The 20,831-nt window shown below is 72.6% G+C and carries 21 protein-coding genes; 12 read left to right on the forward strand and 9 right to left on the reverse strand.

Annotated elements, in window-relative coordinates:
• Positions 1–87: 87 nt before the first annotated feature.
• Positions 88–675, forward strand: a complete 588-nt coding sequence (locus tag AB0C15_RS07080) for a general stress protein (RefSeq protein ID WP_357349538.1) — start codon at positions 88–90, stop codon at positions 673–675.
• Between the two features lie 52 nt (positions 676–727).
• On the opposite strand, the gene AB0C15_RS07085 is transcribed toward AB0C15_RS07080, so the two are convergent.
• The 3 genes from AB0C15_RS07085 to AB0C15_RS07095 form a co-directional block, all read right to left on the reverse strand.
• Positions 728–1,045, reverse strand: a complete 318-nt coding sequence (locus tag AB0C15_RS07085) for a DUF6506 family protein (protein WP_357349540.1) — start codon at positions 1,043–1,045, stop codon at positions 728–730.
• A 246-nt stretch (positions 1,046–1,291) separates the two neighbouring features.
• Complete coding sequence (locus AB0C15_RS07090; protein ID WP_357349885.1) at positions 1,292–1,888, reverse strand: DUF1684 domain-containing protein; 597 nt, start codon at positions 1,886–1,888, stop codon at positions 1,292–1,294.
• Positions 1,885–2,322: a helix-turn-helix domain-containing protein gene (locus AB0C15_RS07095; RefSeq protein WP_357349542.1), complete on the reverse strand. Its 438-nt coding sequence runs from the start codon at positions 2,320–2,322 to the stop codon at positions 1,885–1,887. The genes AB0C15_RS07090 and AB0C15_RS07095 overlap by 4 nt, the downstream gene beginning before the upstream one ends.
• A 61-nt stretch (positions 2,323–2,383) precedes the next feature.
• On the opposite strand from AB0C15_RS07095, the gene AB0C15_RS07100 reads away from it, so the two are divergent.
• Positions 2,384–3,457, forward strand: a complete 1,074-nt coding sequence (locus tag AB0C15_RS07100) for a hypothetical protein (protein WP_357349544.1) — start codon at positions 2,384–2,386, stop codon at positions 3,455–3,457.
• Here the strand turns inward: AB0C15_RS07100 and AB0C15_RS07105 are convergent.
• Entirely contained in the window at positions 3,404–3,973 is a 570-nt protein-coding gene (locus tag AB0C15_RS07105) for a WHG domain-containing protein (protein ID WP_357349546.1), read from the reverse strand. The genes AB0C15_RS07100 and AB0C15_RS07105 overlap by 54 nt on opposite strands.
• A 60-nt stretch (positions 3,974–4,033) precedes the next feature.
• Between AB0C15_RS07105 and AB0C15_RS07110 the strand changes: the two genes are divergently transcribed.
• The gene (locus tag AB0C15_RS07110) at positions 4,034–4,522 is read left to right on the forward strand and encodes an FBP domain-containing protein (RefSeq protein WP_357349548.1); all 489 of its coding nucleotides are present in this window, start codon (positions 4,034–4,036) and stop codon (positions 4,520–4,522) included.
• Positions 4,523–4,567: 45 nt separating this feature from the next.
• Here AB0C15_RS07110 and AB0C15_RS07115 read toward each other — a convergent pair whose 3' ends face one another.
• The gene (locus tag AB0C15_RS07115; RefSeq protein ID WP_357349550.1) at positions 4,568–5,101 is read right to left on the reverse strand and encodes a GNAT family protein; all 534 of its coding nucleotides are present in this window, start codon (positions 5,099–5,101) and stop codon (positions 4,568–4,570) included.
• Between the two features lie 158 nt (positions 5,102–5,259).
• Here AB0C15_RS07115 and AB0C15_RS07120 point away from each other — a divergent pair, with 158 nt between their 5' ends.
• Entirely contained in the window at positions 5,260–5,742 is a 483-nt protein-coding gene (locus AB0C15_RS07120; RefSeq protein ID WP_357349552.1) for a MarR family transcriptional regulator, read from the forward strand.
• Between the two features lie 11 nt (positions 5,743–5,753).
• Entirely contained in the window at positions 5,754–6,740 is a 987-nt protein-coding gene (locus tag AB0C15_RS07125; RefSeq protein WP_357349554.1) for a pirin family protein, read from the forward strand.
• 67 nt (positions 6,741–6,807) lie between these two features.
• On the opposite strand, the gene AB0C15_RS07130 is transcribed toward AB0C15_RS07125, so the two are convergent.
• Positions 6,808–6,936 (reverse strand): hypothetical protein, encoded by a 129-nt coding sequence (locus AB0C15_RS07130; RefSeq protein WP_357349556.1) that lies wholly within the window; start codon positions 6,934–6,936, stop codon positions 6,808–6,810.
• Between the two features lie 134 nt (positions 6,937–7,070).
• Between AB0C15_RS07130 and AB0C15_RS07135 the strand changes: the two genes are divergently transcribed.
• Positions 7,071–8,660 carry a phospholipase D-like domain-containing protein gene (locus AB0C15_RS07135; RefSeq protein WP_357349558.1) on the forward strand — a complete coding sequence of 530 codons (1,590 nt, stop codon included), beginning with the start codon at positions 7,071–7,073 and terminating at the stop codon, positions 8,658–8,660.
• Here AB0C15_RS07135 and AB0C15_RS07140 read toward each other — a convergent pair.
• The gene (locus AB0C15_RS07140) at positions 8,609–9,358 is read right to left on the reverse strand and encodes a hypothetical protein (protein WP_357349560.1); all 750 of its coding nucleotides are present in this window, start codon (positions 9,356–9,358) and stop codon (positions 8,609–8,611) included. The two genes, AB0C15_RS07135 and AB0C15_RS07140, sit on opposite strands and share 52 nt — an antisense overlap.
• Positions 9,359–9,734: 376 nt before the next feature.
• Between AB0C15_RS07140 and AB0C15_RS07145 the strand changes: the two genes are divergently transcribed.
• Positions 9,735–10,559, forward strand: coding sequence for a SigB/SigF/SigG family RNA polymerase sigma factor (locus AB0C15_RS07145; RefSeq protein ID WP_357349562.1), 825 nt, complete (start codon positions 9,735–9,737; stop codon positions 10,557–10,559).
• 151 nt (positions 10,560–10,710) lie between these two features.
• Positions 10,711–13,251, forward strand: coding sequence for an ATP-dependent helicase HrpB (gene hrpB / locus AB0C15_RS07150; RefSeq protein ID WP_357349564.1), 2,541 nt, complete (start codon positions 10,711–10,713; stop codon positions 13,249–13,251).
• 8 nt (positions 13,252–13,259) lie between these two features.
• On the opposite strand, the gene AB0C15_RS07155 is transcribed toward hrpB, so the two are convergent.
• A complete protein-coding gene (locus tag AB0C15_RS07155) occupies positions 13,260–13,985 on the reverse strand; it encodes a protein phosphatase 2C domain-containing protein (protein WP_357349566.1) in 726 nt (241 codons plus the stop codon).
• Positions 13,986–14,246: 261 nt separating this feature from the next.
• On the opposite strand from AB0C15_RS07155, the gene AB0C15_RS07160 reads away from it, so the two are divergent.
• The gene (locus AB0C15_RS07160) at positions 14,247–16,856 is read left to right on the forward strand and encodes a glycoside hydrolase family 9 protein (RefSeq protein WP_357349568.1); all 2,610 of its coding nucleotides are present in this window, start codon (positions 14,247–14,249) and stop codon (positions 16,854–16,856) included.
• Between the two features lie 64 nt (positions 16,857–16,920).
• Here AB0C15_RS07160 and AB0C15_RS07165 read toward each other — a convergent pair whose 3' ends face one another.
• Positions 16,921–17,577: an HAD family hydrolase gene (locus AB0C15_RS07165; RefSeq protein ID WP_357349570.1), complete on the reverse strand. Its 657-nt coding sequence runs from the start codon at positions 17,575–17,577 to the stop codon at positions 16,921–16,923.
• Between the two features lie 14 nt (positions 17,578–17,591).
• On the opposite strand from AB0C15_RS07165, the gene AB0C15_RS07170 reads away from it, so the two are divergent.
• The 3 genes from AB0C15_RS07170 to AB0C15_RS07180 all read left to right on the forward strand — a co-directional run bounded on the left by AB0C15_RS07170 (position 17,592) and on the right by AB0C15_RS07180 (position 20,828).
• The gene (locus AB0C15_RS07170) at positions 17,592–17,921 is read left to right on the forward strand and encodes a hypothetical protein (protein WP_357349572.1); all 330 of its coding nucleotides are present in this window, start codon (positions 17,592–17,594) and stop codon (positions 17,919–17,921) included.
• A 192-nt stretch (positions 17,922–18,113) separates the two neighbouring features.
• Complete coding sequence (locus AB0C15_RS07175) at positions 18,114–19,364, forward strand: DUF222 domain-containing protein (protein WP_357349574.1); 1,251 nt, start codon at positions 18,114–18,116, stop codon at positions 19,362–19,364.
• Between the two features lie 120 nt (positions 19,365–19,484).
• Positions 19,485–20,828: an MFS transporter gene (locus AB0C15_RS07180; RefSeq protein WP_357349576.1), complete on the forward strand. Its 1,344-nt coding sequence runs from the start codon at positions 19,485–19,487 to the stop codon at positions 20,826–20,828.
• Positions 20,829–20,831 lie beyond the last annotated feature (3 nt).

Below are 20,831 nucleotides of genomic sequence, written 5' to 3' on the forward strand. Positions count from 1 at the left end.
ACCCATGCACGGCCCAGCCCGGCGGTGGGCCACGCGTTAGCTGTCGGCAGGGACGGGAAGGCGGGGAGCTGACGAGGGAGGATGCTCATGACGTCAGCTTCGGGGCCGACCGCCGCCTGGCGGACCGGCACACAGGGTGGCGACCTGCTTCCGTCCGGGCCGGCCGGCCACCTGTCGACACCGGCCGGGGACGGCCACGGGCCGGAGAGCGGCCCGCCGACCGTGACGATCGGGTCGTACCCGGACTATCCGACCGCGCAGCGGGTCGTCGACTACCTGGCCGACAACCGCTTCCCGGTGGAGCACAGCGCCATCGTCGGCACCAACCTCACCCTGGTGGAGACGGTGCTCGGACGGATGACCACCGGCCGCGCCGGCCTGCTGGGCGCCGGCACCGGCGCCTGGTTCGGGCTCTTCATCGGCCTGCTGTTCGGCATCTTCACCGTCGGCAACTGGCTGGCGGTGATCCTGGTCGGGCTGGTCATCGGCGCGATCTGGGGTGCGGTGTTCGGCGCGGTCGCCCACGCCATGACGGGCGGTCAACGCGACTTCACCTCGGCCAGCTCACTGCGCGCCGGCCAGTACGCGGTGACCGTCGACGCCCAGCTCGCCGACCAGGCGCGACAGCTGCTCGCCCGGATGCAGACGCCCGGCTCGGCGGCGAACGGCCGCTGACCCACGACCGACCGGCCGTCCCGACAGCGTGTCGGGGCGGCCGTGGCGTCGTTCAGTCGGGCTGGGCCTCGAACAGCTCGCCGTAGCGTGTCGCGCCGCGTACCGAGTCCACCGCGAATGTGACGTGCCCGACCGGAACCCGTCCGCCGACGGCCTCGACCACCCGTGCCGCCGCCGCCAGGGCGAAACCGCCGCAGAGCTCGATCAGCGCGACCCCCTCGGCCAACAGGTCAACCGCGACGGCGGGGGCCACCGCCGGGTCCGGCACGGGCACCAGAAAGGTGCGTTGGCCGTCGCGATCCAGCACGACCCGGTCGCCAATCGGGTCGCTGCCCGGATGCTCGTAGATGTACGCCCAGCTGACCGTCATCGGACGTCCCTCCTCACGGGATCGGATACGCAAACCGACGGTAGGCGTTGAACGCGACGTGAGGTCAAGCCGCGCGCCGTCATGGGAATCGGGTCGATCAAGGAGTTGCGGTGGGTGACAAAGCACCCGCCGGTTGCCCAACCAGGCACCACAACTCCTTGATCGACGAAGCCGAGCTGCCCCCGCTGAGACCTTGCGCCTCGCCGACCGCAACGCAACGGCGTGGTGTTTGCTCCGACGGGCCGATCACTGGCCGTTGGGCGGGTACGTCTGCTCGCCGGCGCGGATGTCGACCTCGACCCGGTTCTCCGGAGGTGCCAGCGGGCACGCCCAACGGTCGTCGTAGGCACAGCTCGGGTTGTAGAGGTAGTTGGCGTCCAGCCGGACCCGGTCACCGGGCAGCAGCTCGACGCCTCGGCCGAAGGTGCCCTTCACCGTGTCGGTGAGGTACCGCCCTCCGCCGTAGCTCTCCCGCCCGCAGGTGCCGTCGCGCAGCGGAACGAACAACCCGCCCCCGTACGCCTCGATCCACCACAGGGTCAGCGGCCCCCAGGGTGTCTCGGCCACCGCCACCCGCCGGTACGCGACGACGCCGTCCGGCCCCCCGGTGTCGATGCGCAGCTCGCCGCCGGCCGGGCGCAGGGGCGCCTCGACCACGGCTTCGGGATTGGGCGGGAAGTACCGCACGCCGGTGAAGCCCGGCCGGTCGGCTGGGGGGATCGGGCTCTGTGGGTGGGTGGCGAAGAGGTCGTCGCGGCCGGCCCGGAAGCCGGCCAGGTCGACGTCGGACAGGTACAGCCGGGCCACCCGCTCGCGCCAGTCGGCCAACTCCAGGTCGGTCAGCATGCCGGGGACTCCTGATCGAATGAGAACTCGCCGGAACGGGCGGGCCTGCCACACGCCCGGCAGCGCACCTCAGCGACGAAGACCTGGCCGCAGACGTCGTGGATGAAGTCGACCCTGGGCACGCCGTCCTCGCTGTAGGTGTCACCCCAGCGCTTGAGCACGAGGATCACCTGCCCGAGGTCCTTGCCCTTCTGGGTGAGTTCGTAACCCGCGACCTTGCCGTTCTCGCTGTCGCGGGCTTGGAGAATGCCGGTTTCAGCCAGTTTGCGCAGCCGGGCGGCGAGGACGTCTCGCGGTGCGCCGACGGCCCGGAGGATCTCGGTGTACCGGGACGCCCCGAATGCGAGCGCCCGCACGATGTGCAGCGACCACCTGTCGTTGACCGCGTCGAGCGCCACAGCGAGAGAGTCCCGCTCCGGTTTGGTTTTCAAACCGTCGGTGCTACGGTTCGTTTGGTTGGACATTCAAACCACACTACCCGAGGAAGCGCTCATGACGTTCCCATCCGATCCACCTACCGACGCGGCATCGCCGGTCGCCACCCAGCGCCGAGCCTGGGCCACACTCGTCATCACCGGGCTGATCATCGGCACGGCGTTCATCGCGGTCTATGTCGGACTGCAACGCAGCCCTCAGCCGAGCCGACTGCCGATCGCCGTGGTCAGCGAGCGACTGGCGGACACCGCACAGGCCGGTTTCGGCAGTTCCGTGGCAGTCACCGAGGTCGCGAGCGTCGCGGACGGCGAGACCATGGTGCGACACGGCGACGCCGTCGCCGTCCTCGGCGCGACCTCCCCCACCACGCTGACACTCGACTACGCCGGCGCCAGCGGACTCAGCGAGAGCGGAGCCGCGCGCCAGCTCGCGGCCGGCTTGGCCGAGAAGGCCGGGGCGACCATCCAGGAGAACGACATCGTTCCGTTGGCCACCTACGACAGCCGGGGGTTGTCCGCCTTCTACGTGGTGTTCGGCGTCACCCTCTCGTCGTTCGTCCTCGCGCAGGGCCTCACCGCGGCGACCGCGAAGGTCCGCCTCCGCCACCGGCTCGTCGCGATGGGCGGCTTCGCCGTCGCGATCGGCGTGATCGCGGCAACCGTCGCCGGCCCGATCTACGGATCACTGACGGCCCCATTCCCGCTGCTCGCGCTCTCGCTCATCCTCCTCTCCGCCGCCAGCGCCTTCACGACGAAGGCCCTGGGGGCCTGGCTCGGCCCGGCCGGAATCGCCCTGGCCGTCCTCACCCTCACCACGATCGGCAACGCGACGAGCGGAGCGACGATCGGGATCGACCTCCTGCCGGCGTGGGCGCAGGCCATCTCGGCGAAACTCCCGCCGGGCGCGGCCGTACGGGCTGTCAACAACTTCGGCTACTTCGACGGCGCACACACCGTGGCACCCCTCGCCATCCTCGCCACCTGGTTCCTGGCGGGCCTGGGATTCGTCCTGCTCCGGCAGCGGACCGCAAAGCGCCGCCCGCTCACCGCTGAGCCTGTGTCGCTTGGCCACGACGCTTCAGGGCGACGGCCAGTTGGCGAGGACGGCGTCGAGAGCGTCCAGGGCGCGTGACCACGAGTCGTCGGTGGGGCGCGGGGTGTGCCGGAACCCGCCGGTCCGCTCCAGGCTCACGAACCCGTGGAACGTGCTGTGCATCATCCGTACCGCGTCGGTCTGGTCGGGCTCGGAGAGCCGGTAGCCGCGCAGGATCGCCCGGGTCATCTCGGCGTGCCGGACGCCCGCGCTCGCGGCGGCGGTCTCCGGGTCGAGGTCGATCTGCATGGCGGCGTAGCGGCCCGGGTGCTCTCGGGCGTAGTCGCGGTACGCGTTGGCGAAGGCCACCAGGGCGTCCTTGCCAGCCCGACCGGCGAGCGCGGCGGCGACCCGGTCGGCGAGTTCGGTCAGCGCCAGCAGGGCGATCCTGACCCGCAGGTCGTGCGCGTTCTTCAGGTGGAAGTAGAGGCTCGCGTCCTTCACCCCGAACTGTCGGGCGAGCGCGGCGATCGTGACGTTTTCCAGGCCGACCTCGTCGGCCAGTTCGGCCGCGGCCAGCGTCAGGCGTTCGGCGGTCACGCCGGCACGTGCCATGCAGCACACTCCCAACCTATCCCTAATAAACACTTGCCTAGGAGGGCTAGGCTACTACCTATGCTACAGGTTACCGAATCCGCCATCCGCGCGTCCTTCGTCAATTGCAGTCGGGGCGAGGCGAAGCGGCTGGCCGTACCCAATGATCTTGAGATGCGCCCGTGGGACGACCTCGACTTTCTCGGCTGGCGGGACCCGTCCGCGCCGCAGCGGGCCTACCTGGTCGCCGAGACCGACGGCGGGCTGGCCGGGGTGGTGCTGCGGGCCGCGACCCACCAGACCGGGCGCGTACGGCACAGCATGTGCTCGTTCTGCCTGACCACCCACCTGGGCGGAGGCGTCTCGTTGATGACCGCCCCCAAGGCCGGCCCGAGTGGGCGGCAGGGCGACTCGGTGGGCACCTACCTCTGCTCCGACCTGGCCTGCTCGCTGTACCTGCGGGGCAAGAAGCACGCCGGGCCCCCGGCGCCCGAGCCGCTGCCCCTGCCGGAGCGCATCGACCGCGTCACCAGCGCCCTCGCGACGTTCCTCCGCAAGGTCACCGGGTGACGGGTCGAGGCGAGCGGCGGGGCCGGGGCGTGAACAGCCCCGGCCCTAGCTGTCGGTGGCCAGGCGGGCGTGCAGGTGCTCGTCGTAGCGGCGGCCGTCGCCGTAGCGGTACGACTCCCGCAGGGTGCCCTCGGCCGGGTAGCCTGCGCGCTCGGCCACCCGGCAGGACGCCGGGTTCGCCACCGCGTGGCACAACTCCACCCGGTGCAGCCCGAGATCCGCGAACGCCCAGTCGGTGAGCCGGACGACGGCGCGCACCGCCACCCGACGCCCCCGTGCCGCGGGCATCGTCCAGTAGCCGATGGAGGCGTCGCCGTCGCGGATGTTGTGCAACGACACCGAGCCGAGCAGCTCGCCGTCGACCGCCGCGGTGATCGCCATCGAGGCGTGACCGCCGGTGGACCAGTCGGCGCGGCGGCGCACCCAGAGCAGCGCGACCCGATCGTCGATCGGGTCCCCGCCCTGCGGGTTCCACTGCGCGATCGCCGGGTCGCGGAGGGCGTCGCGCACCGCCGGTGCGTCCTCGTCTCGCCAGGGGCGCAGCAACAGGTCGGCGGCGGCGAGTTCCACGTGTTCCACGAGGCCGGAGTCTGGCACAACCCGAGAGTCGCCCACCGCCGCTTTTCGCGCGCACTTTCTTCAAAGCTGCACGATCCCGGCCGCCAGGGTGCGAATGAGTGACCCAGACAACGTCGAACGACGTTATTTAAATTTTGAAAGAGTGCTATCGTCGTGGCATGACCGAGAGCCTGGACAGCACCCGAGAGGCCGCCTGGCGTGCCTACATCGAGGCCAGCCAGCGTCTCTACACACAGTTGGAGGAGGATCTGCGGGTCGACAGCGACCTCAGCTTCCCCGACTACCACGTGCTGGTCCTGCTCTCCGAGGCACGCGGGCAGCGGCTCCGGATGGGTGAGCTGGCCAGCCGACTGATCTTCTCGCCCAGCCGCCTCACCTACCAGGTCTCCTCCATGCAGCGTCGTGGCCTGGTCAGCAAGGAGCCCTGCCCGGACGACAGGCGCGGCAGCGAGGCGGTCCTCACCGCCGCCGGGCTGCTCGCGCTACGGGAAGCCGCACCTCACCATCTGGCGTCGGTGCGCACCCACCTGATGGACGACCTCGACGACGCCGAGGTCGCCTGCCTCACCCGGGTCTTCGACCGGCTCGGCGAGCGCCTGCGGGCATCGCGGGCCAACCCGAGCACCCCCGCCTCACGCTAGGAGCCTCCGACATGCCCGCGATCACCGTCGACAACGTCCTCGTCCTGCCCCGCCTGCCCCGACTCGACGAGGCCGCCACCATCCGCCCGGTCCGCTCGGTGACCACAGCGCCCAGCGGCTTCGAGGGTGAGGGCTTCCCGGTCCGTCGCGCCTTCGCCGGCGTGTCGACAGCCGACCTGGACCCGTTCATCCACCTCGACCAGATGGGCGAGGTCGACTACGCGCCGGGCGAGCCCAAGGGCACCCCGTGGCACCCGCACCGCGGCTTCGAGACCGTCACGTACATCATCGACGGCGTCTTCGACCACCAGGACTCGAACGGTGGCGGCGGCACCATCACCGACGGCGACACCCAGTGGATGACGGCGGGCAGCGGCCTGCTGCACATCGAGGCGCCGCCGGAGCACCTGGTGGTGAGCGGCGGGCTCTTCCACGGCACCCAACTGTGGGTCAACCTGCCCCGAGCGGCCAAGATGAACCCGCCCCGCTACCAGGACATCCGTGGCCGGGAGTCGGCGCTGCTCACCACGCCTGACGGCGGCGCGCTGATCCGGGTCATCGCCGGCGAGGTCGCCGGGCACCGCGGCCCGGGCTCGACCTTCACCCCGATCACCATCACCCACGTCACCGTGCAACCGGGCGCCCAGGTCGACCTGCCCTGGCAGCCCGACTTCAACGCCCTGGTGTACGTGCTGGGCGGGCGCGGCACGGTCGGCACCGACCGGCGGCCGGTGCGTACCGGCCAGCTCGCGGTGCACGGCCCGGGAGACGCGCTGCGGTTCGGCGCCGACACGGCGCAGGACAGCAACACACCGGCGCTCGACCTCTACATCATGGGTGGTCAGCCGATCCGGGAGCCGGTGGCACAGTACGGCCCGTTCGTGATGAACACCCGGGACGAGCTGCTCAAGGCATTCGAGGACTTCCAGGCCGGCCGCCTCGGCGTGATCCCCACCGAGCGGCTCCCGCACACCGGCGGCCAGGGCACCCGCCCCTGACCACGCACGAGCGCTGAGATCGGCGCCGACGCCCCCGACTGACCCACCCGGGGGCGTCGGCGCCGCCTCAGGAGACCGCGAAGATGCCGGCGACTCCCAGGATCACCATCACCAACACCGCTACCAGCGCCCCCCGTTCGCTCTCCACCGCCGGCTCGCGGTTCTCGGTCAGGGGAGTCGTCGTGTCGCGGGGCATGGTGTGGCCTCCTCGGCTGTTGTCGCGTCACTGTCGATGGCGTTGGCCAGGTCACTGGTCCGTCGGCCTGGCGTGCGGACCCGCGTCGGGGGTCCTACCGTGAGGACGTTGCCGACCTCCAGGAGGGCTGGACGGTGCCGTTGCAGGACTGGTTTCTCACCGCTGAGGAACGCGCCAACCCGGTCTCTGGGATACCCGTCTGGACCACGGGAAACCTCGCCGAGCCGTTGATTCACGGTGCCGCGTACTTCGACCGGCTGGTCGACGAGGTCGAGGCACTGGGCCACGGCGACCACCTGTTCTTCACCGACTGGCGGGGTGACCCGGACCAGCGGCTGCGCCCGGACGGTCCGACGGTCGCCCAACTCTTCGCGCAGGCCGCCCAGCGCGGCGTGGTGGTCAAGGGGCTGATCTGGCGCTCGCACCTCGACGTGCTGGCGTACAGCGAGGCGGAGAACCGCGACCTCAGCGAGACGATCTCGGCCGCCGGTGGCGAGGTGCTGCTCGACCAGCGGGTCCGGCGCGGCGGCTCGCACCACCAGAAGCTCGTGGTGCTACGGCACCTGGGCGCCCCCGAGCGGGACATCGCCTTCGCCGGCGGGATCGACCTGTGCCACAGCCGCCGCGACGACGCCGACCACCACGGCGATCCGCAGCCGGTGCAGATGTCGGCCCGGTACGGCCCGAACCCGCCCTGGCACGACGTGCAGCTCGCGGTGCGCGGCCCGGTGGTCGGCGCTCTGGACACCCTGTTCCGGGAACGCTGGACCGACCCGATGCCCCTGGACTCGGAGAACCCGATGGCCTACCTGCGGGACCGGCTGCGCGGCTCGGACCTGCGCCCGGACCCGCTGCCGGAGCAACCGGCCGACCCGCCACCCTGCGGCCCGCACCAGATCCAGGTACTGCGCACCTACCCGGCCGTCCGCCCCCGTTACTCGTTCGCTCCGGACGGGGAGCGGACCGTGGCCCGCGGTTACACCAAGGCGGTACGCCGCGCCCGTCGGCTCATCTACCTGGAGGACCAGTACCTCTGGTCGGCCGAGGTCGCGGACCTGTTCGCGCACGCGTTGCGGGACAACCCGGACCTGCACCTGATCGCCGTCGTCCCCCGCCACCCGGACGTGGACGGCAAGCTGGCGTTGCCGCCGAACATGGTCGGGCGCGAGCAGGCGCTGTCGCTCTGTGAGCGGGCCGCACCGGACCGGGTGCACGTGTTCGACGTGGAGAACCACGCCGGCGACCCGGTCTACGTGCACGCGAAGGTGTGCGTGGTCGACGACGTCTGGGCCAGCGTGGGCAGCGACAACTTCAACCGGCGGTCCTGGACGCACGACAGCGAGTTGTCCTGCGCCGTGCTCGACGAGACCCCGGACGACCGCTCGCCCACCGACCCGGCCGGGCGCGGCGACGGCGCGCGGAGCTTCGCCCGGGACCTGCGACTGCGGCTGTGGCGCGAGCACCTGGACCGTGACCCGGGCGGCGCGGACGACGCGGACCTGCTGGAGCCGGCGGACGCCGTCGCGGCCGTCACGGCCGCCGCCGACGCGCTGCAGCGGTGGTACGACGACGGTCAGGTCGGGCAACGGCCGCCCGGACGGCTGCGCCCGCACCGCCCCGAGCGTCTGCCGTGGTACACCCGGGCCTGGGCGCTGCCGGTGTACCGGCTGGTCTACGACCCGGACGGCAGGCCGCTGCGGGCGAGGTTGGCCGGCACCTGGTGAGGTGGCCGGGCCGGCTCCGGTGTGGCGACCGCGTGCACGTGCAGCCCGCCGGGGTAGGCGAACGACGAGCGTGGTGAGTAGTAGCCGAAGCCGATCGTCAACGGGTTGGCCGGGCGCAGCGCGTACATCGGGTGGCCGGGCTGGAGGAACTCCACCGACTCGATCTCGAACGGCGCGACCGGCTCGGCGACGAACGGGTAGGCCGAGCTGAGCAGCTGACCGTCGCGCCGGGTGAAGTAGCGGTGGTGCCCGCTGCTGATCACGTGCCCGGTCTCCCCCACCCGGCACCGCGCCCGGATCAACGGCGTGCCGTCGATCTCCGTCTCGGAGAGCAGGTCCTCGCCTGTCACCTCGATCCTGGTGCGGCCGGCCAGCACCGGGGCGCCGCGGGCCACCGCGTAATCACGCACCCGCCGGCTGGAGGCCACGTAGTGCGTCCACCAGCCACCCGGGTTGAGGCCGCCGGGCGCGTCGACGCCGAGGAGCGAGACGCCGAGGTAGGTCAGCGAGTACGCGCCGAAGCCGGAGGTCTGCGTCTCGTCGTCGACGACGTACTGGTTGAGGAACACCTGCCGGTCGGGGCGGGGGTTGAGCCCCGGGGGGACGAGTGCCGCGACCGCGTCGGGGTCCGCCGGCAGCCAGCTGAAGTAGAGGGTGCGGCTGTTCACGACGAGCTGGGGAGCGGCTGGATCGAGCACGGTGCCTCCGAACCGGGTGTGTACACGCGACGCTACGGCCGGTCCCGCCAGTGGGACAACGACGGATAGTCGACACTGCTACCGAGTTGTCGGGTTTGGTGTTGACCAGTCGATGCGGCACCGGAACCGATCGGGCCGACCAGCCGGCCGACCGGACAGTGGGTGCGGCCGGAAAATCGGGGTAAGGATCCTCACAGCCACCCCAACTTGTGCGGCTTTTGCCCCTTTTGTGGCTGAACACGCCTTAAGTACATCAACCTTTCGGCTAGATTTCGGGGAGACGATCAGGTTAAGGTGACTCCCGAACGGCCCACTGAAAGCTAAACCAAAGAGACACGCCTTTTTGTCCGCGGACGAGGTGCAGGGAGGACCACCCATGACCGCGCCAACGATCACCGAGCAGTCGAGTGCCCCCGTCAAGGCCACCACCAAGCTCGACCCGCGCGCTCTCACCGACAGCGCCGCCGACCTGCTCAACGCGATGGCGGCGCTGCCCGCCACCCACCCCTCGCGCGCCGCCCTGCGGGACCGGGCGATCGAGGCCTGGCTGCCGCTCGCCAACCACCTGGCCCACCGCTACAGCGGGCGCGGCGAGCCGAACGACGACCTGGCGCAGACCGCCGCGATCGGTCTGATCAAGGCCATCGACAAGTTCGACCCGTCGCGCGGCGTCGACTTCGCCGGCTACGCGATTCCCACCATCATCGGTGAGCTCAAGCGGCACTTCCGGGACCGCACCTGGGACATCCGGGTGCCCCGCCGGCTCCAGGAGCTGCGGCTGGCCATCTCCGACGCCAACAGCTCGCTCCTGCAGACCCTCGGCCGCTCGCCGACGGTCGCCGACATCGCCGCGCACCTCAAGCTCACCGAGGAAGAGGTCCTGGAGGGCCTGGAGGGCGCCCGGGCGTACAACGCCGTGTCGCTGTCCACCCCGACCGGCGACGGCGAGCGCGCCACCGAGCTGGGCGACATGCTCGGCGGCGAGGACAACGAGTTCGAGCTGGCGGAGCTGCGGGTCGCCCTCGGCCCGGCGCTTGCCACCCTCGACGAGCGCGAGCAGAAGATCCTCACGCTGCGCTTCTACGGCAACCTGACCCAGTCGCAGATCGCCGACCAGATCGGTGTCTCGCAGATGCACGTCTCGCGGCTGCTGACCCGGGCGCTGACCAAGCTGCGCGGTCAGCTCGACGGCACGTACTGAGCAGTTCACGGCAGGAGGGCCGGGTCCGTGGACCCGGCCCTCCTGCCGTGTCCGCGTTGTCACGAGAACGTGACAGGTTGACCGCGCTGCGTAGTGGCGCGGATGAGGGTCCGTCGCTCCTGACGCCCGAACCCCGGTGCGAGACTGGGCCGTGCTCTCCGACGTAACCCTCGACCTGCCGGTCCGTCCGGTGCTGCCGGCGCTGGTCGCGGCGCTCGACGCGGCCGGCACCGGCGTGCTGGTGGCCCCGCCCGGCACCGGCAAGACCACCCTCGCGCCGCTGGCCGTGGCCGACCGGGTGACCGGTCGGGTGGTGATCGCCCAACCCCGACGGGTGGCGGCTCGTGCCGCCGCCAGGCGGATGGCCGAGCTGCTCGGCGAGCGGGTCGGTGAGCGGGTCGGCTACGCGGTACGCGGCGAGCGCCGGGTCGGCCCGGCCACCCGGATCGAGGTGGTCACCACCGGCCTGCTGGTCCGCCGGCTGCACCACGACCCGGAGCTGCCCGGCACCGGCGCCGTGCTGCTCGACGAATGCCACGAACGCCAACTCGACGCCGACCTCGCGCTGGCCTTCACCGTGGAGGCGCGCGCCACCCTCCGGCCGGACCTGTGGCTGCTGGCGATGTCGGCCACCCCGGACACCGACCGGTTCGCCGCGCTGCTGGGCGGGCCCACCCCGGCACCGGTGGTGCAGGCCGACTCGGCGTTGCACCCGGTGGAGCGGATCTGGGTGCCCCCGGCGCGCCCGATCGCCCCGCCCGGGGCCGGCCCGGTGGACCGGGCCCTGCTCGACCATGTGGCGAGCACCGTCCGGCGGGCGCTGCGCGAGCACGACGGCGACGTACTCGTCTTCCTTCCCGGGGCCGGCGAGATCGCGGCGGTCACCGCCCGACTGACCGACCTGCGGGACGCGGTGGCGCTGCTGCCGCTGCACGGCCGGCAACGCGGCACCGAGCAGGATGCCGCGCTGCGTCGCGCGGACCGACGACGGGTGGTGCTCGCCACCGCGCTGGCCGAGACCAGCCTGACCGTGCCGGGCGTGCGGATCGTGGTGGACGCCGGGCTCTCCCGGGTGCCCCGGATCGACCTGGCCCGAGGGCTTGGCGCGCTTGTCACCGTGCCGGTCTCCCGCGCCGCCGCGACCCAGCGCGCTGGCCGGGCCGGCCGGGAGGGCCCCGGGTACGTCTACCGCTGCTGGTCGGAGGCCACCCACCAGCGGCTGCCCGCCCGCGCCGAACCGGAGATCGCCACCGCCGACCTGACCGGCTTCGCGCTGGAGCTGGCCGCCTGGGGCCGACCCGACGGCATCGGGCTCGCGCTGCCCGACGCGCCGCCGGCCGCCGCGATGACGGTCGCCCGGGACACCCTGGAGACCCTGGGCGCGATCGACGCCGACGGTCGGATCACCGCGCGAGGGCGGTCGATCGCCGCCGCCGGGGCGCACCCCCGGCTGGCCCGGGCGCTGCTCGACGGCGCCGGTCGGGTCGGCGCCGACCGGGCCGCCGAGGTGGTCGCCCTGCTCGCCGAGGAGAGCGCCGCCGGCCCCGGCGACGATCTGGTCGCCGGCTGGCGTCGGCTGCGCACCGGCGTGGACGCGGGCGCGACCGCCCGCTGGCGCACCGAGGTACGCCGGCTGCGCGCCGCGCTGCCCGCCGGCGACCCGCCGACGGGACGCGCCGACGCCACCGGCCGCACCGGCACGACTGGGCTGAGCGACGACCTCGCCGCCGGGCTGCTCGTCGGTCTGGCGTACCCGGAGCGGTTGGCCCGGGTGCGGCGGCCGGGCGGTTCGGCGTACCTGATGACCGGCGGGACCGCCGCGGAGCTGACGGCCGGCTCAGGGCTGGCCGGGTCCGACTGGCTGGCGGTGGCGGTCGCGGACCGCACCCCCGGCGCGCCGTCGGCCCGCATCCGCCGGGCCTCCCCGGTGGACGAGGCGACCGCGCGGGAGGCGGCCGGTCCGTTGCTGCGCACGAACCGCGAGGTCGGCTGGTCCGACGGGGACGTGGTGGCCCGGGAGGTGACCCGGCTGGGCGCGATCGAGCTGGTCCAGCGGCGGCTGGACCGGCCGGACCGGGCGGAGCTGGCCGCCGCGCTGCTGACCGGCCTGCGGCACGACGGGCTGGGCCTGCTGCCCTGGACGCCGGCGGCGCGGGCGCTGCGCGAGCGGCTCGCGTTCCTCCGGCAGCACCTGGGCGACCCATGGCCGCAGGTCGACGACGACTCGTTGCTCGACGCCGCGCCGAGCTGGCTCGGCCCGGAGCTGGCCGCCGCGCGCCGCCGGGCCGACCTGGCGCGGGTGGACGTGCCGTCGGCGCTGCGGCGGCTGCTGCCCTGGGCGCAGGCCGGCCGCCTCGACGAGTTGGCCCCGGAGCGGATCGAGGTGCCGAGTGGCTCCCGGGTCCGGCTGGACTACGCCGACCCGGGCGCGCCGGTGCTCGCCGTGAAGCTCCAGGAGACGTTCGGCTGGCCGGCGGCCCCCCGCATCGCCGACGGCCGGGTGCCGGTGCTGCTGCACCTGCTCTCCCCCGCCGGCCGGCCGGTGGCGGTCACCGCCGACCTGGCGTCGTTCTGGCGTACCGGTTATCCGCAGGTCCGCTCCGAGCTGCGCGGGCGTTACCCCCGGCATCCGTGGCCGGAGGACCCGGGAACGGCGACACCCACCCGGCGCGTCACGCCACGTAGACGCTGAGCGCCGGCCTACTCCTCGACGATGTCGGCCACCACGACAGTGACATTGTCCGGTGCGCCGGCGTGCAGGGCCAGGTCGATCAGCTTGCCGGCGCAGGCGTCCCGGTCCGGGTGGCCGCTGAGCACCTCGGTGAGGGTGTCCGGGCGGACCACGTTGGAGAGCCCGTCGCTGCACAGCAGCCAGCGGTCGCCGGCGCGGGGCACCATCGTCGCGTACGACGGGGAGACCTCGTCGCCCTGCAACGCCTGGGTGACCACGGCGCGGCGCGGATGGCTGCTGGCCTGGTCCGGGGTGATCACGCCCTGGTCCACGAGCATCTGGACGAACGTGTCGTCCCGGGTGACCTGTTTGAGCACGCCCTCGCGGAACAGGTAGGCCCGGGAGTCGCCGACGTGGGCGAGGGCCAGGCAGCTGCCGGTACGCGCGAAGAGCAGGGCGGTCAGCGTGGTGCCCATGCCCTGGCGCTCGGGATCCTCGGCGACCGCCGCTCGGATCCGGGAGGTGGCCAGCGCGATGCCACCTTCGAGCGCGGCGACCAGGGCGTCCTCGGGTGTCTCCACGTCCAGTGGGGCGACCGCGTCGATGGTGAGGGCGCTGGCCAGGTCGCCGGCGGCCATCCCGCCCATACCGTCGGCGACGGCGACGAGCCAGGTGCCGGCGTGCAGGGCGTCCTGGTTTCCGCTGCGGATCAGCCCACGGTCGCTCGTTCCCACGGAACGCAGCTTCAGGGTCATGGGAGGCAGCCTGCCAGGCGAGGGGCGCAGTTGTCTCTAGGAGATCAGGACGACGGCGCGTGGCGCGGCCAATCTCACGTCCTGGTGACGCCCCGGATCGGTACGCCCGCCGCGCCGACCGCCCTCGTCGAACGCCACAAACCATCCAACCAGATCAATTGACATCGCCTACCGACGCTGGAAACATCGAGCCGATACTGGGAGCGCTCCCAGCTTTCTTGTCGCCACCACCGTCCCGTTCCCGTCCCGGAAGGACTCCCCGTGACGTCATCCCGACGCCGCCTCCTGTTGGCTGCGGCGACCACTCTGGCCCTCACTGTCGGGGGCGCCGGTGCGGCCCACGCCGACCCACCACCGGACGCTCCCGAGCAGATCGACAACGGCGACTTCAGCGACGGGGTGAGCCCCTGGTTCTCCTTCGGCACCGGCGCGCTCGCGGTCACCGACGGCCAGCTCTGCACCACGGTCGCCGGCGGGTTGGCCAACCCGTGGGACGCCGGCATCGGCCAGGACGGCGTGCCGCTGATCGCCGGTGCCGAATACACCCTCGGCTTCGACGTCTCCGCCACTCCCGGCGCCGCGGTGAAAGCCGTGTTGCAGCTCGGCAGCGCCCCGTACACCACGTACGCGGCCGTGGACGCCACCGCGACCAGCACCCTGCAGCGGGTCGAGCAGACCTTCACCGTTCCGGACGACAACCCCAACGCCCAACTGATCTTCCAGGTCGGCGGTGCCGCCCAGGCGCAGACCATCTGCCTGGACGACGTCTCGCTGCGCGGGGGCGAGCCACCCGAGCCGTACGTGCCGGACACCGGCCCGCGGGTGCGCGTCAACCAGGTCGGCTACCTTCCGGGCGGCCCGAAGAACGCCACAGTCGTCACCGAGGCCACCGCGGCGCTGCCCTGGCAACTGCGCAGCGCCGGCGGCTCCGTCGTGGCCAGTGGCACCACCACGGCTCGCGGTGTCGACGCGGCCTCCGGGCAGAACGTGCACAGCGTCGACTTCTCCAGCTACCGCACCCCCGGCGCCGGGCTCACGCTCACGGTGGACGGCGAGACCAGCCACCCGTTCGACATCTCCGGCACCCTCTACAACCAACTGCGCTCGGACTCGCTGCAGTTCTTCTACGCCCAGCGCAGCGGCATCGCCATCGACGGTGACCTGATCGGCGACGAGTACGCCCGCCCCGCCGGTCACCTCGGCGTCGCGCCCAACAAGGGCGACACCAGCGTCCCCTGCCAGCCGGGTGTCTGCGACTACTCCCTCGACGTGCGCGGCGGCTGGTACGACGCCGGCGACCACGGCAAGTACGTCGTCAACGGCGGCATCGCCACCTACCAGCTACTGAACACCTTCGAGCGCACCAAGACGGCGGCCACCGCGGCCGGCGGTGCCGCGCTCGCCGACAGCACGCTGCGGGTGCCCGAGCGCGGCAACGCCGTACCGGACATCCTCGACGAGGCCCGTTGGGAGCTGGAGTTCCTGCTGCGCATGCAGGTGCCGGCCGGCAAGCCGCTCGCCGGCATGGTCCACCACAAGATCCACGATCAGAACTGGACCGGTCTGCCGCTGGCACCGCAGGACGACCCGCAGCTACGCGAGCTGCACCCGCCGTCGACCGCGGCCACCCTCAACATGGCCGCCACCGCCGCCCAGTGCGCCCGGCTCTTCGCCCCCTACGACGCGGCGTTCGCGACCCGCTGCGGCACTGCCGCGAAGACGGCCTACGCTGCGGCCAAGGCACACCCGGCGGTGTACGCCAGCCCGACCGACGGCACCGGCGGCGGCGCGTACGACGACGGCAACGTCACCGACGAGTTCTACTGGGCGGCGGCCGAGCTGTACCTGACCACCGGAGCGCAGACCTACCTGACCGACCTGACCGCCTCCCCGCACCACACCGGGAACGTGTTCGACACGCTTGGCTTCAGCTGGCAGAGCGTCGCCGCGTTGGGCCGTCTCGACCTGGCCACCGTGCCGAACGGTCTGCCCGCCGCCGACCTGGCCCGGGTTCGCGCCTCGGTCACCACGGCCGCCGACACGTACCTCGCCGAGCTGCGCCGGCAGGCGTACGGGCTGCCGATGCCCGGTGACGCCAACAGCTACTTCTGGGGCGGCAACGGCAACGTCATCAACAACGCCGTGGTGCTGGCCACCGCCTTCGACCTGACCCGCAACCCGGTCTACCGCGACGGTGCCGTGCAGGCGATGGACTACATCCTCGGTCGCAACGCGCTGAACATCTCCTACGTCACCGGGTGGGGCGAGCACGCCGCGCAGAACCAGCACAGCCGCATCTTCGGCCACCAGCTCGACCCGAGCATGCCCCGGCCGCCGGCCGGCTCCATCGCCGGTGGCCCGAACGCGGCCCTCCAGGACCCGTTCGTGGCGCAGCTGCTGGCCGGCTGCAAGCCGATGTTCTGCTACGTCGACGACATCAACTCGTACTCGACGAACGAGGTGGCGATCAACTGGAACTCGGCGCTGGCCTGGATCGCCTCGTTCCTGGCCGACCAGGGTGACTCGGGCGCGGTGCCGGCCACCACCTGCTCGGTGCAGTACGCCAACTACGGCGCCTGGCACGGTGGCACCGGGTTCACCGCGCAGTTGACCGTCCGCAACACGGGCACGACGGCAGTCAACGGCTGGAGCGTGCGCTTCGCGTTCACCGGCGACCAGCGGGTACGCGAGGCGTGGCTCGCGAAGGTCACCCAGTCCGGTGCGACGGTGACCGCACGCAACGAGTCGCACAACGCCAAGATCGCACCCGGCGGCACGGTGACGTTCGGCTTCAACGCGACGACGGCCGGCGGTGCCAACCCGAACCCCGGCCTGGTCACCGTCAACGGGGCAGCCTGCTCGCTGACCTGACCGACGTCCTGGTGGCCGCCGGGGAAGGCGGCCACCAGGACCGCACCAGCACGCGGCCGGCGGGTCAACCGCCGGCCGCGTTGTGCTTCGCGACCAGGCCGGGGAGTTCGTCGAGCGAGTCGATCCGGAACTGGCACCGCCCGGCCACCGTGGAGGGGTCGAGAATGTGCCCCCACGGCCCACGGCGGATCAGGCACGTCTTCATGCCAGCCGCCAGCGCCGGGCGTACGTCGTTGTCGGGCCGGTCACCGACGTACAGGATCGTCGACGCGACGCCCCCGCCAGCCTCGACGACCCGCTCGAAGAACGCCGGTGCCGGCTTCGCCACGCCCCAGCCGTGCGACGTGCCGATCAGGTCCACGGGGAGGTCGAGAGCGCGCAGGGTCGCCTCCGCGTGGGCTGGCTGGTTACCGGCCAGGCCCACGAACAGGCCCTGCTCCTTCAAGGCCCTCAGGCACCCTCGCGCGTCCGGGTAGAGGTCCTCGGCGGCGAACGACTCCGGCTGGCCGGCAGCCGCCCGCCGCGCCAACTCCACCGCGAGGTCGAAGTCGGGCCGGAAGACCCGGAACGTCTCCTGGTAGTCCAGCCCACGCGCGACCACCGCACCGAACACCGCCGACAGGGTGTGCCGGGGCACGCCGAACCAGTCGGCCCAGGCAGCAAACTCGCGGGACTCGTCGAGAATGGTCCCGCCGACATCGAAGAACACCGCTCTGATCATGTTTGTCCCCCGTCGTGGTCCAGCCCTCGGCGGAGCATAGACGTCCGCCCCCTCAGGACCGCCCCACGCTGCGCGGGCAGGCGACGGACGGCGGGCGGCTCGCCGACACCGTCCGGCCGGCACTGGACGCAGGCGTGGTGCCGCTTGTGGACGAACCGGAGCGGTCGCGCGGTCGTGGCTACTACACGGGGTGCGCCCTGCGGATAACCGTCCGGGGTGGCAGCCTGGAGATCGGCGACGGCGGCCTCACCGACTGGACCGCCAGGCTGAGCGGTGACGCCAAGGAACGCTGCCTCGTCTCCTGCCTCGCCACCGAACGTCTCGTCGACGCCACAAGCCGCTGAGCCGGGTGGCGCAGGACGACGTACGCCGCGCGGTCCCCGAGCCGGTGCTCGGCGGTCCGGTGGCACGCGCGGGCAGCGACGAAGGCTCCTCGTCCAGGTTCGCCTCACCAGGCGCTGCCACCGCTCGAAGCAGCCGAGCCTGCGCCACCGATCGATCCCTGAACTGTCGTACACCTGTTCTATTGTTGGTCCATGTTGGAGGCGTTGGCGCAGGCGGAGGGCGCGGTCGCCGACTGCCTCGACACGCCGTCATGGGCGCTTCCGGAGCACGACCTCGTCGCGGCACTCGACGCCGCGCACCGGCTCGAGCAACGCCTGGCCGCGGTCAAGCTGGCCCTCGTCCGGGAGCTGGACGGTCGAGGCACCGCGACCGCGCAGGGCGCCTCCTCGACGGAGGTGTGGCTGCGCGACCGGCTGCGCCTCGGGGTTGGCGCGGCCCGCCGCCTGGTCGAGCTGGCCGTGACGCTCGAAACCGCCCCGGCCGGTGTACGGGACGCGCTGGCCGGCGGAGTGGTGGACGTGGAGCAGGTCCGGGTCATCGGCGACACGGTCAGCGCGGTGCACACGGCCGCTGGCAGCGAGGCGGCCCAGAAGGCGGTCGGCGTCCTGGTCGATTGGGCCCGGCAGTTCGAGCCGACCCTGCTGCGCAAGCTGAGCACCCGCATCCTCGACCACGTCGCTCCCGAGGTGGGTGAAGCCGCGGCCAGGGCCGCACTGGAGGCTGAGAGCCGCCGCGCCTGCCGAGACCGTCATGTCACCCTGTCTGAGCTGCGGGACGGCCGACTACGTCTGTCCGGCATCCTCGACGGTGAGACGGCCGGCCTGCTGCGCGCCGCGATCGACCCGCTGACCGCACCGTCCGGTCCGGACGACCCGCGTTCTCCCGGGCAACGCCGCCATGATGCGCTCGCCGATCTCTGCCGGCTCGCCCTGCGCACCGGTGAGTTACCCGAGCGCGGCGGCGACCCCGCCCAACTCGTCGTCACCACCAGCTTCGAGACGCTGAGCCAACGGCTTGACGCCGGCGCTCTCGACACGGGCCTGCACCTCACCCCGGAGACGGTCCGCCGCCTCGCCTGCGACGCGGCGATCCTGCCCGCCGTTTTCGGCGCCGCCGGTCAGACACTCGATGTGGGCAGGCAACGCCGGCTCATCACCGGCCCGCTACGCCGGGCCCTGGTGCTGCGTGATCGGGGCTGCGCCTTCCCCGGCTGCGACCGCCCACCGCGCTGGTGCGACGCCCACCACATCCGGCACTGGGCTGACGGCGGCGACACCAGCCTGGCCAACGCGGTGCTGCTCTGCGGCCACCACCACCGACACGTGCACGGCAGCGACTGGAGCGTACGGCTCGGCGCTGACGGGCACCCGGACTTCATCCCACCGGCCTGGCTCGACCCCGAGCAGCTCCCCCGCCGCAACCGGTACCACCTACGGACATGACCCACCACCGGCCCGACTCAGACCGACCGAGCCGGGATCGGCGCGATCCGCAGACCGGCTGTGACGGAGGCCCCGTCCGGCGGGGCATCGACATGCATCCGTTGGCCCTGCGGTCGAGGGGTGGGCACCACGGCGCGGGTTGACGGCCGCAGGCGGTCGCTCTCGCCGCTGCCGCCGCCCGGTCGGCTGCGCACTCTGTCGCTGGCCACCCTCGCCAACACGGTCGGCACCGGGCTGTGGGTGACGGGCGCGGCGCTCTTCCTCACCCGCACGGTGGGGCTGACCCCGACCGAGGTGGGGCTCGGGCTCACTGTCGCCGGCCTGATCGGGCTCACTGCCAGCGTGCCGCTCGGCGGGCTGGCGGACCGCCGTGACCCCCGGGGGCTGCGCGCCGGCCTGCAACTGGCGCAGGCGGTTGTCGCCGCCGCGTACCTGCTGGTCGGCTCTTTCCCGGTCTTTCTGCTGGTGGCCAGCCTGGATGCTCTGCTGATCTCCGGCAACCTCGCCGTCCGCGCCGCGCTGGTCGCGGCGGTGGGCGGCCCCGAGGGCCGGGTGCACGCCTTCGCCACCCTGCGCGCGGTGGCCAACCTGGGCGTGGCGCTCGGTTCGGGGCTGGCCGCGTTCGCGCTGGTGGCGGACACCGGGTGGGCGTACCGGCTGCTGGTGGTCGGCAACGTCGCGACCTATCTGGTGTCGGCGGCGCTGATCATGCGACTCCCGGCGTACCCGCCGGCCCGGCGCCCCCTGCGCCAGAGAGCCGGTCGGGCGTTGCGCGACGGGCCGTTCCTCGCGGTCGTGGGAGCCTCGGCGGTGCTCTCCGTGCACCAGGTGGTGCTGACGCTGGTGCTGCCACTGTGGGTGGTGGCGCACACCGATGTGCCTCTGGTGACGGTCTCCGCCCTCCTGCTGGTCAACACGCTGCTCACCGTGCTGCTCGCCGTACGGCTCAGCGGGAGCGCGCGGCACGCGGTGCCGGCGGCGACGACGATGCGCCGGGCCGGGCTGGTGCTGGCGGCCGGGATGCTGCTCTGGGCCGCCACCGCTGTGGTGCCCACCGCGGTGGCGGTCGGCCTGCTGCTGGGGGCGACGGTGATCTACACCCTGGGCGACCTGTGGCACGCCGGGGCAGGGGCGGCGCTGGCCTACGACCTCGCCGCCCCGGACGCCCTCGGCGCCTACCAGGGGGTCGACGGACTGCTCGCCGGGCTGGTCCGTGCGGCCGGCCCGGCCCTGCTCACCTGGTTGATCATCGACGGCGGCCCGGTCGGCTGGCTGGCGCTGGCGGGGTCGCTCGCGCTCACCGGCCTCGCCGTGCCGCCGCTCACCCGACGGGCCCTGGCCGCCCACGCCAAACGCGGCAACCACGCCAAACGCGCTGACTGCGGCGACCACGCCGACCGCAGCGACCGCACTGACCGCGCCGACCGCACTGACCGCACTGACCGGTCACCGCACCCGGGCTGACCG

Source organism: Micromonospora sp. NPDC048835 (genome assembly GCF_040649995.1).
Taxonomy (GTDB): Bacteria; Actinomycetota; Actinomycetes; order Mycobacteriales; family Micromonosporaceae; genus Micromonospora.

Coding starts and splice junctions, on each gene's coding strand:
- AB0C15_RS07080 (WP_357349538.1), top strand. CDS start 88: ATGACGTCAGCTTCGGGGCCGACCGCCGCCTGGCGGACCGGCACACAG.
- AB0C15_RS07085 (WP_357349540.1), bottom strand. CDS start 1,045: ATGACGGTCAGCTGGGCGTACATCTACGAGCATCCGGGCAGCGACCCG.
- AB0C15_RS07100 (WP_357349544.1), top strand. CDS start 2,384: ATGACGTTCCCATCCGATCCACCTACCGACGCGGCATCGCCGGTCGCC.
- AB0C15_RS07105 (WP_357349546.1), bottom strand. CDS start 3,973: ATGGCACGTGCCGGCGTGACCGCCGAACGCCTGACGCTGGCCGCGGCC.
- AB0C15_RS07110 (WP_357349548.1), top strand. CDS start 4,034: ATGCTACAGGTTACCGAATCCGCCATCCGCGCGTCCTTCGTCAATTGC.
- AB0C15_RS07120 (WP_357349552.1), top strand. CDS start 5,260: ATGACCGAGAGCCTGGACAGCACCCGAGAGGCCGCCTGGCGTGCCTAC.
- AB0C15_RS07125 (WP_357349554.1), top strand. CDS start 5,754: ATGCCCGCGATCACCGTCGACAACGTCCTCGTCCTGCCCCGCCTGCCC.
- AB0C15_RS07130 (WP_357349556.1), bottom strand. CDS start 6,936: ATGCCCCGCGACACGACGACTCCCCTGACCGAGAACCGCGAGCCGGCG.
- AB0C15_RS07145 (WP_357349562.1), top strand. CDS start 9,735: ATGACCGCGCCAACGATCACCGAGCAGTCGAGTGCCCCCGTCAAGGCC.
- AB0C15_RS07155 (WP_357349566.1), bottom strand. CDS start 13,985: ATGACCCTGAAGCTGCGTTCCGTGGGAACGAGCGACCGTGGGCTGATC.
- AB0C15_RS07165 (WP_357349570.1), bottom strand. CDS start 17,577: ATGATCAGAGCGGTGTTCTTCGATGTCGGCGGGACCATTCTCGACGAG.
- AB0C15_RS07175 (WP_357349574.1), top strand. CDS start 18,114: ATGTTGGAGGCGTTGGCGCAGGCGGAGGGCGCGGTCGCCGACTGCCTC.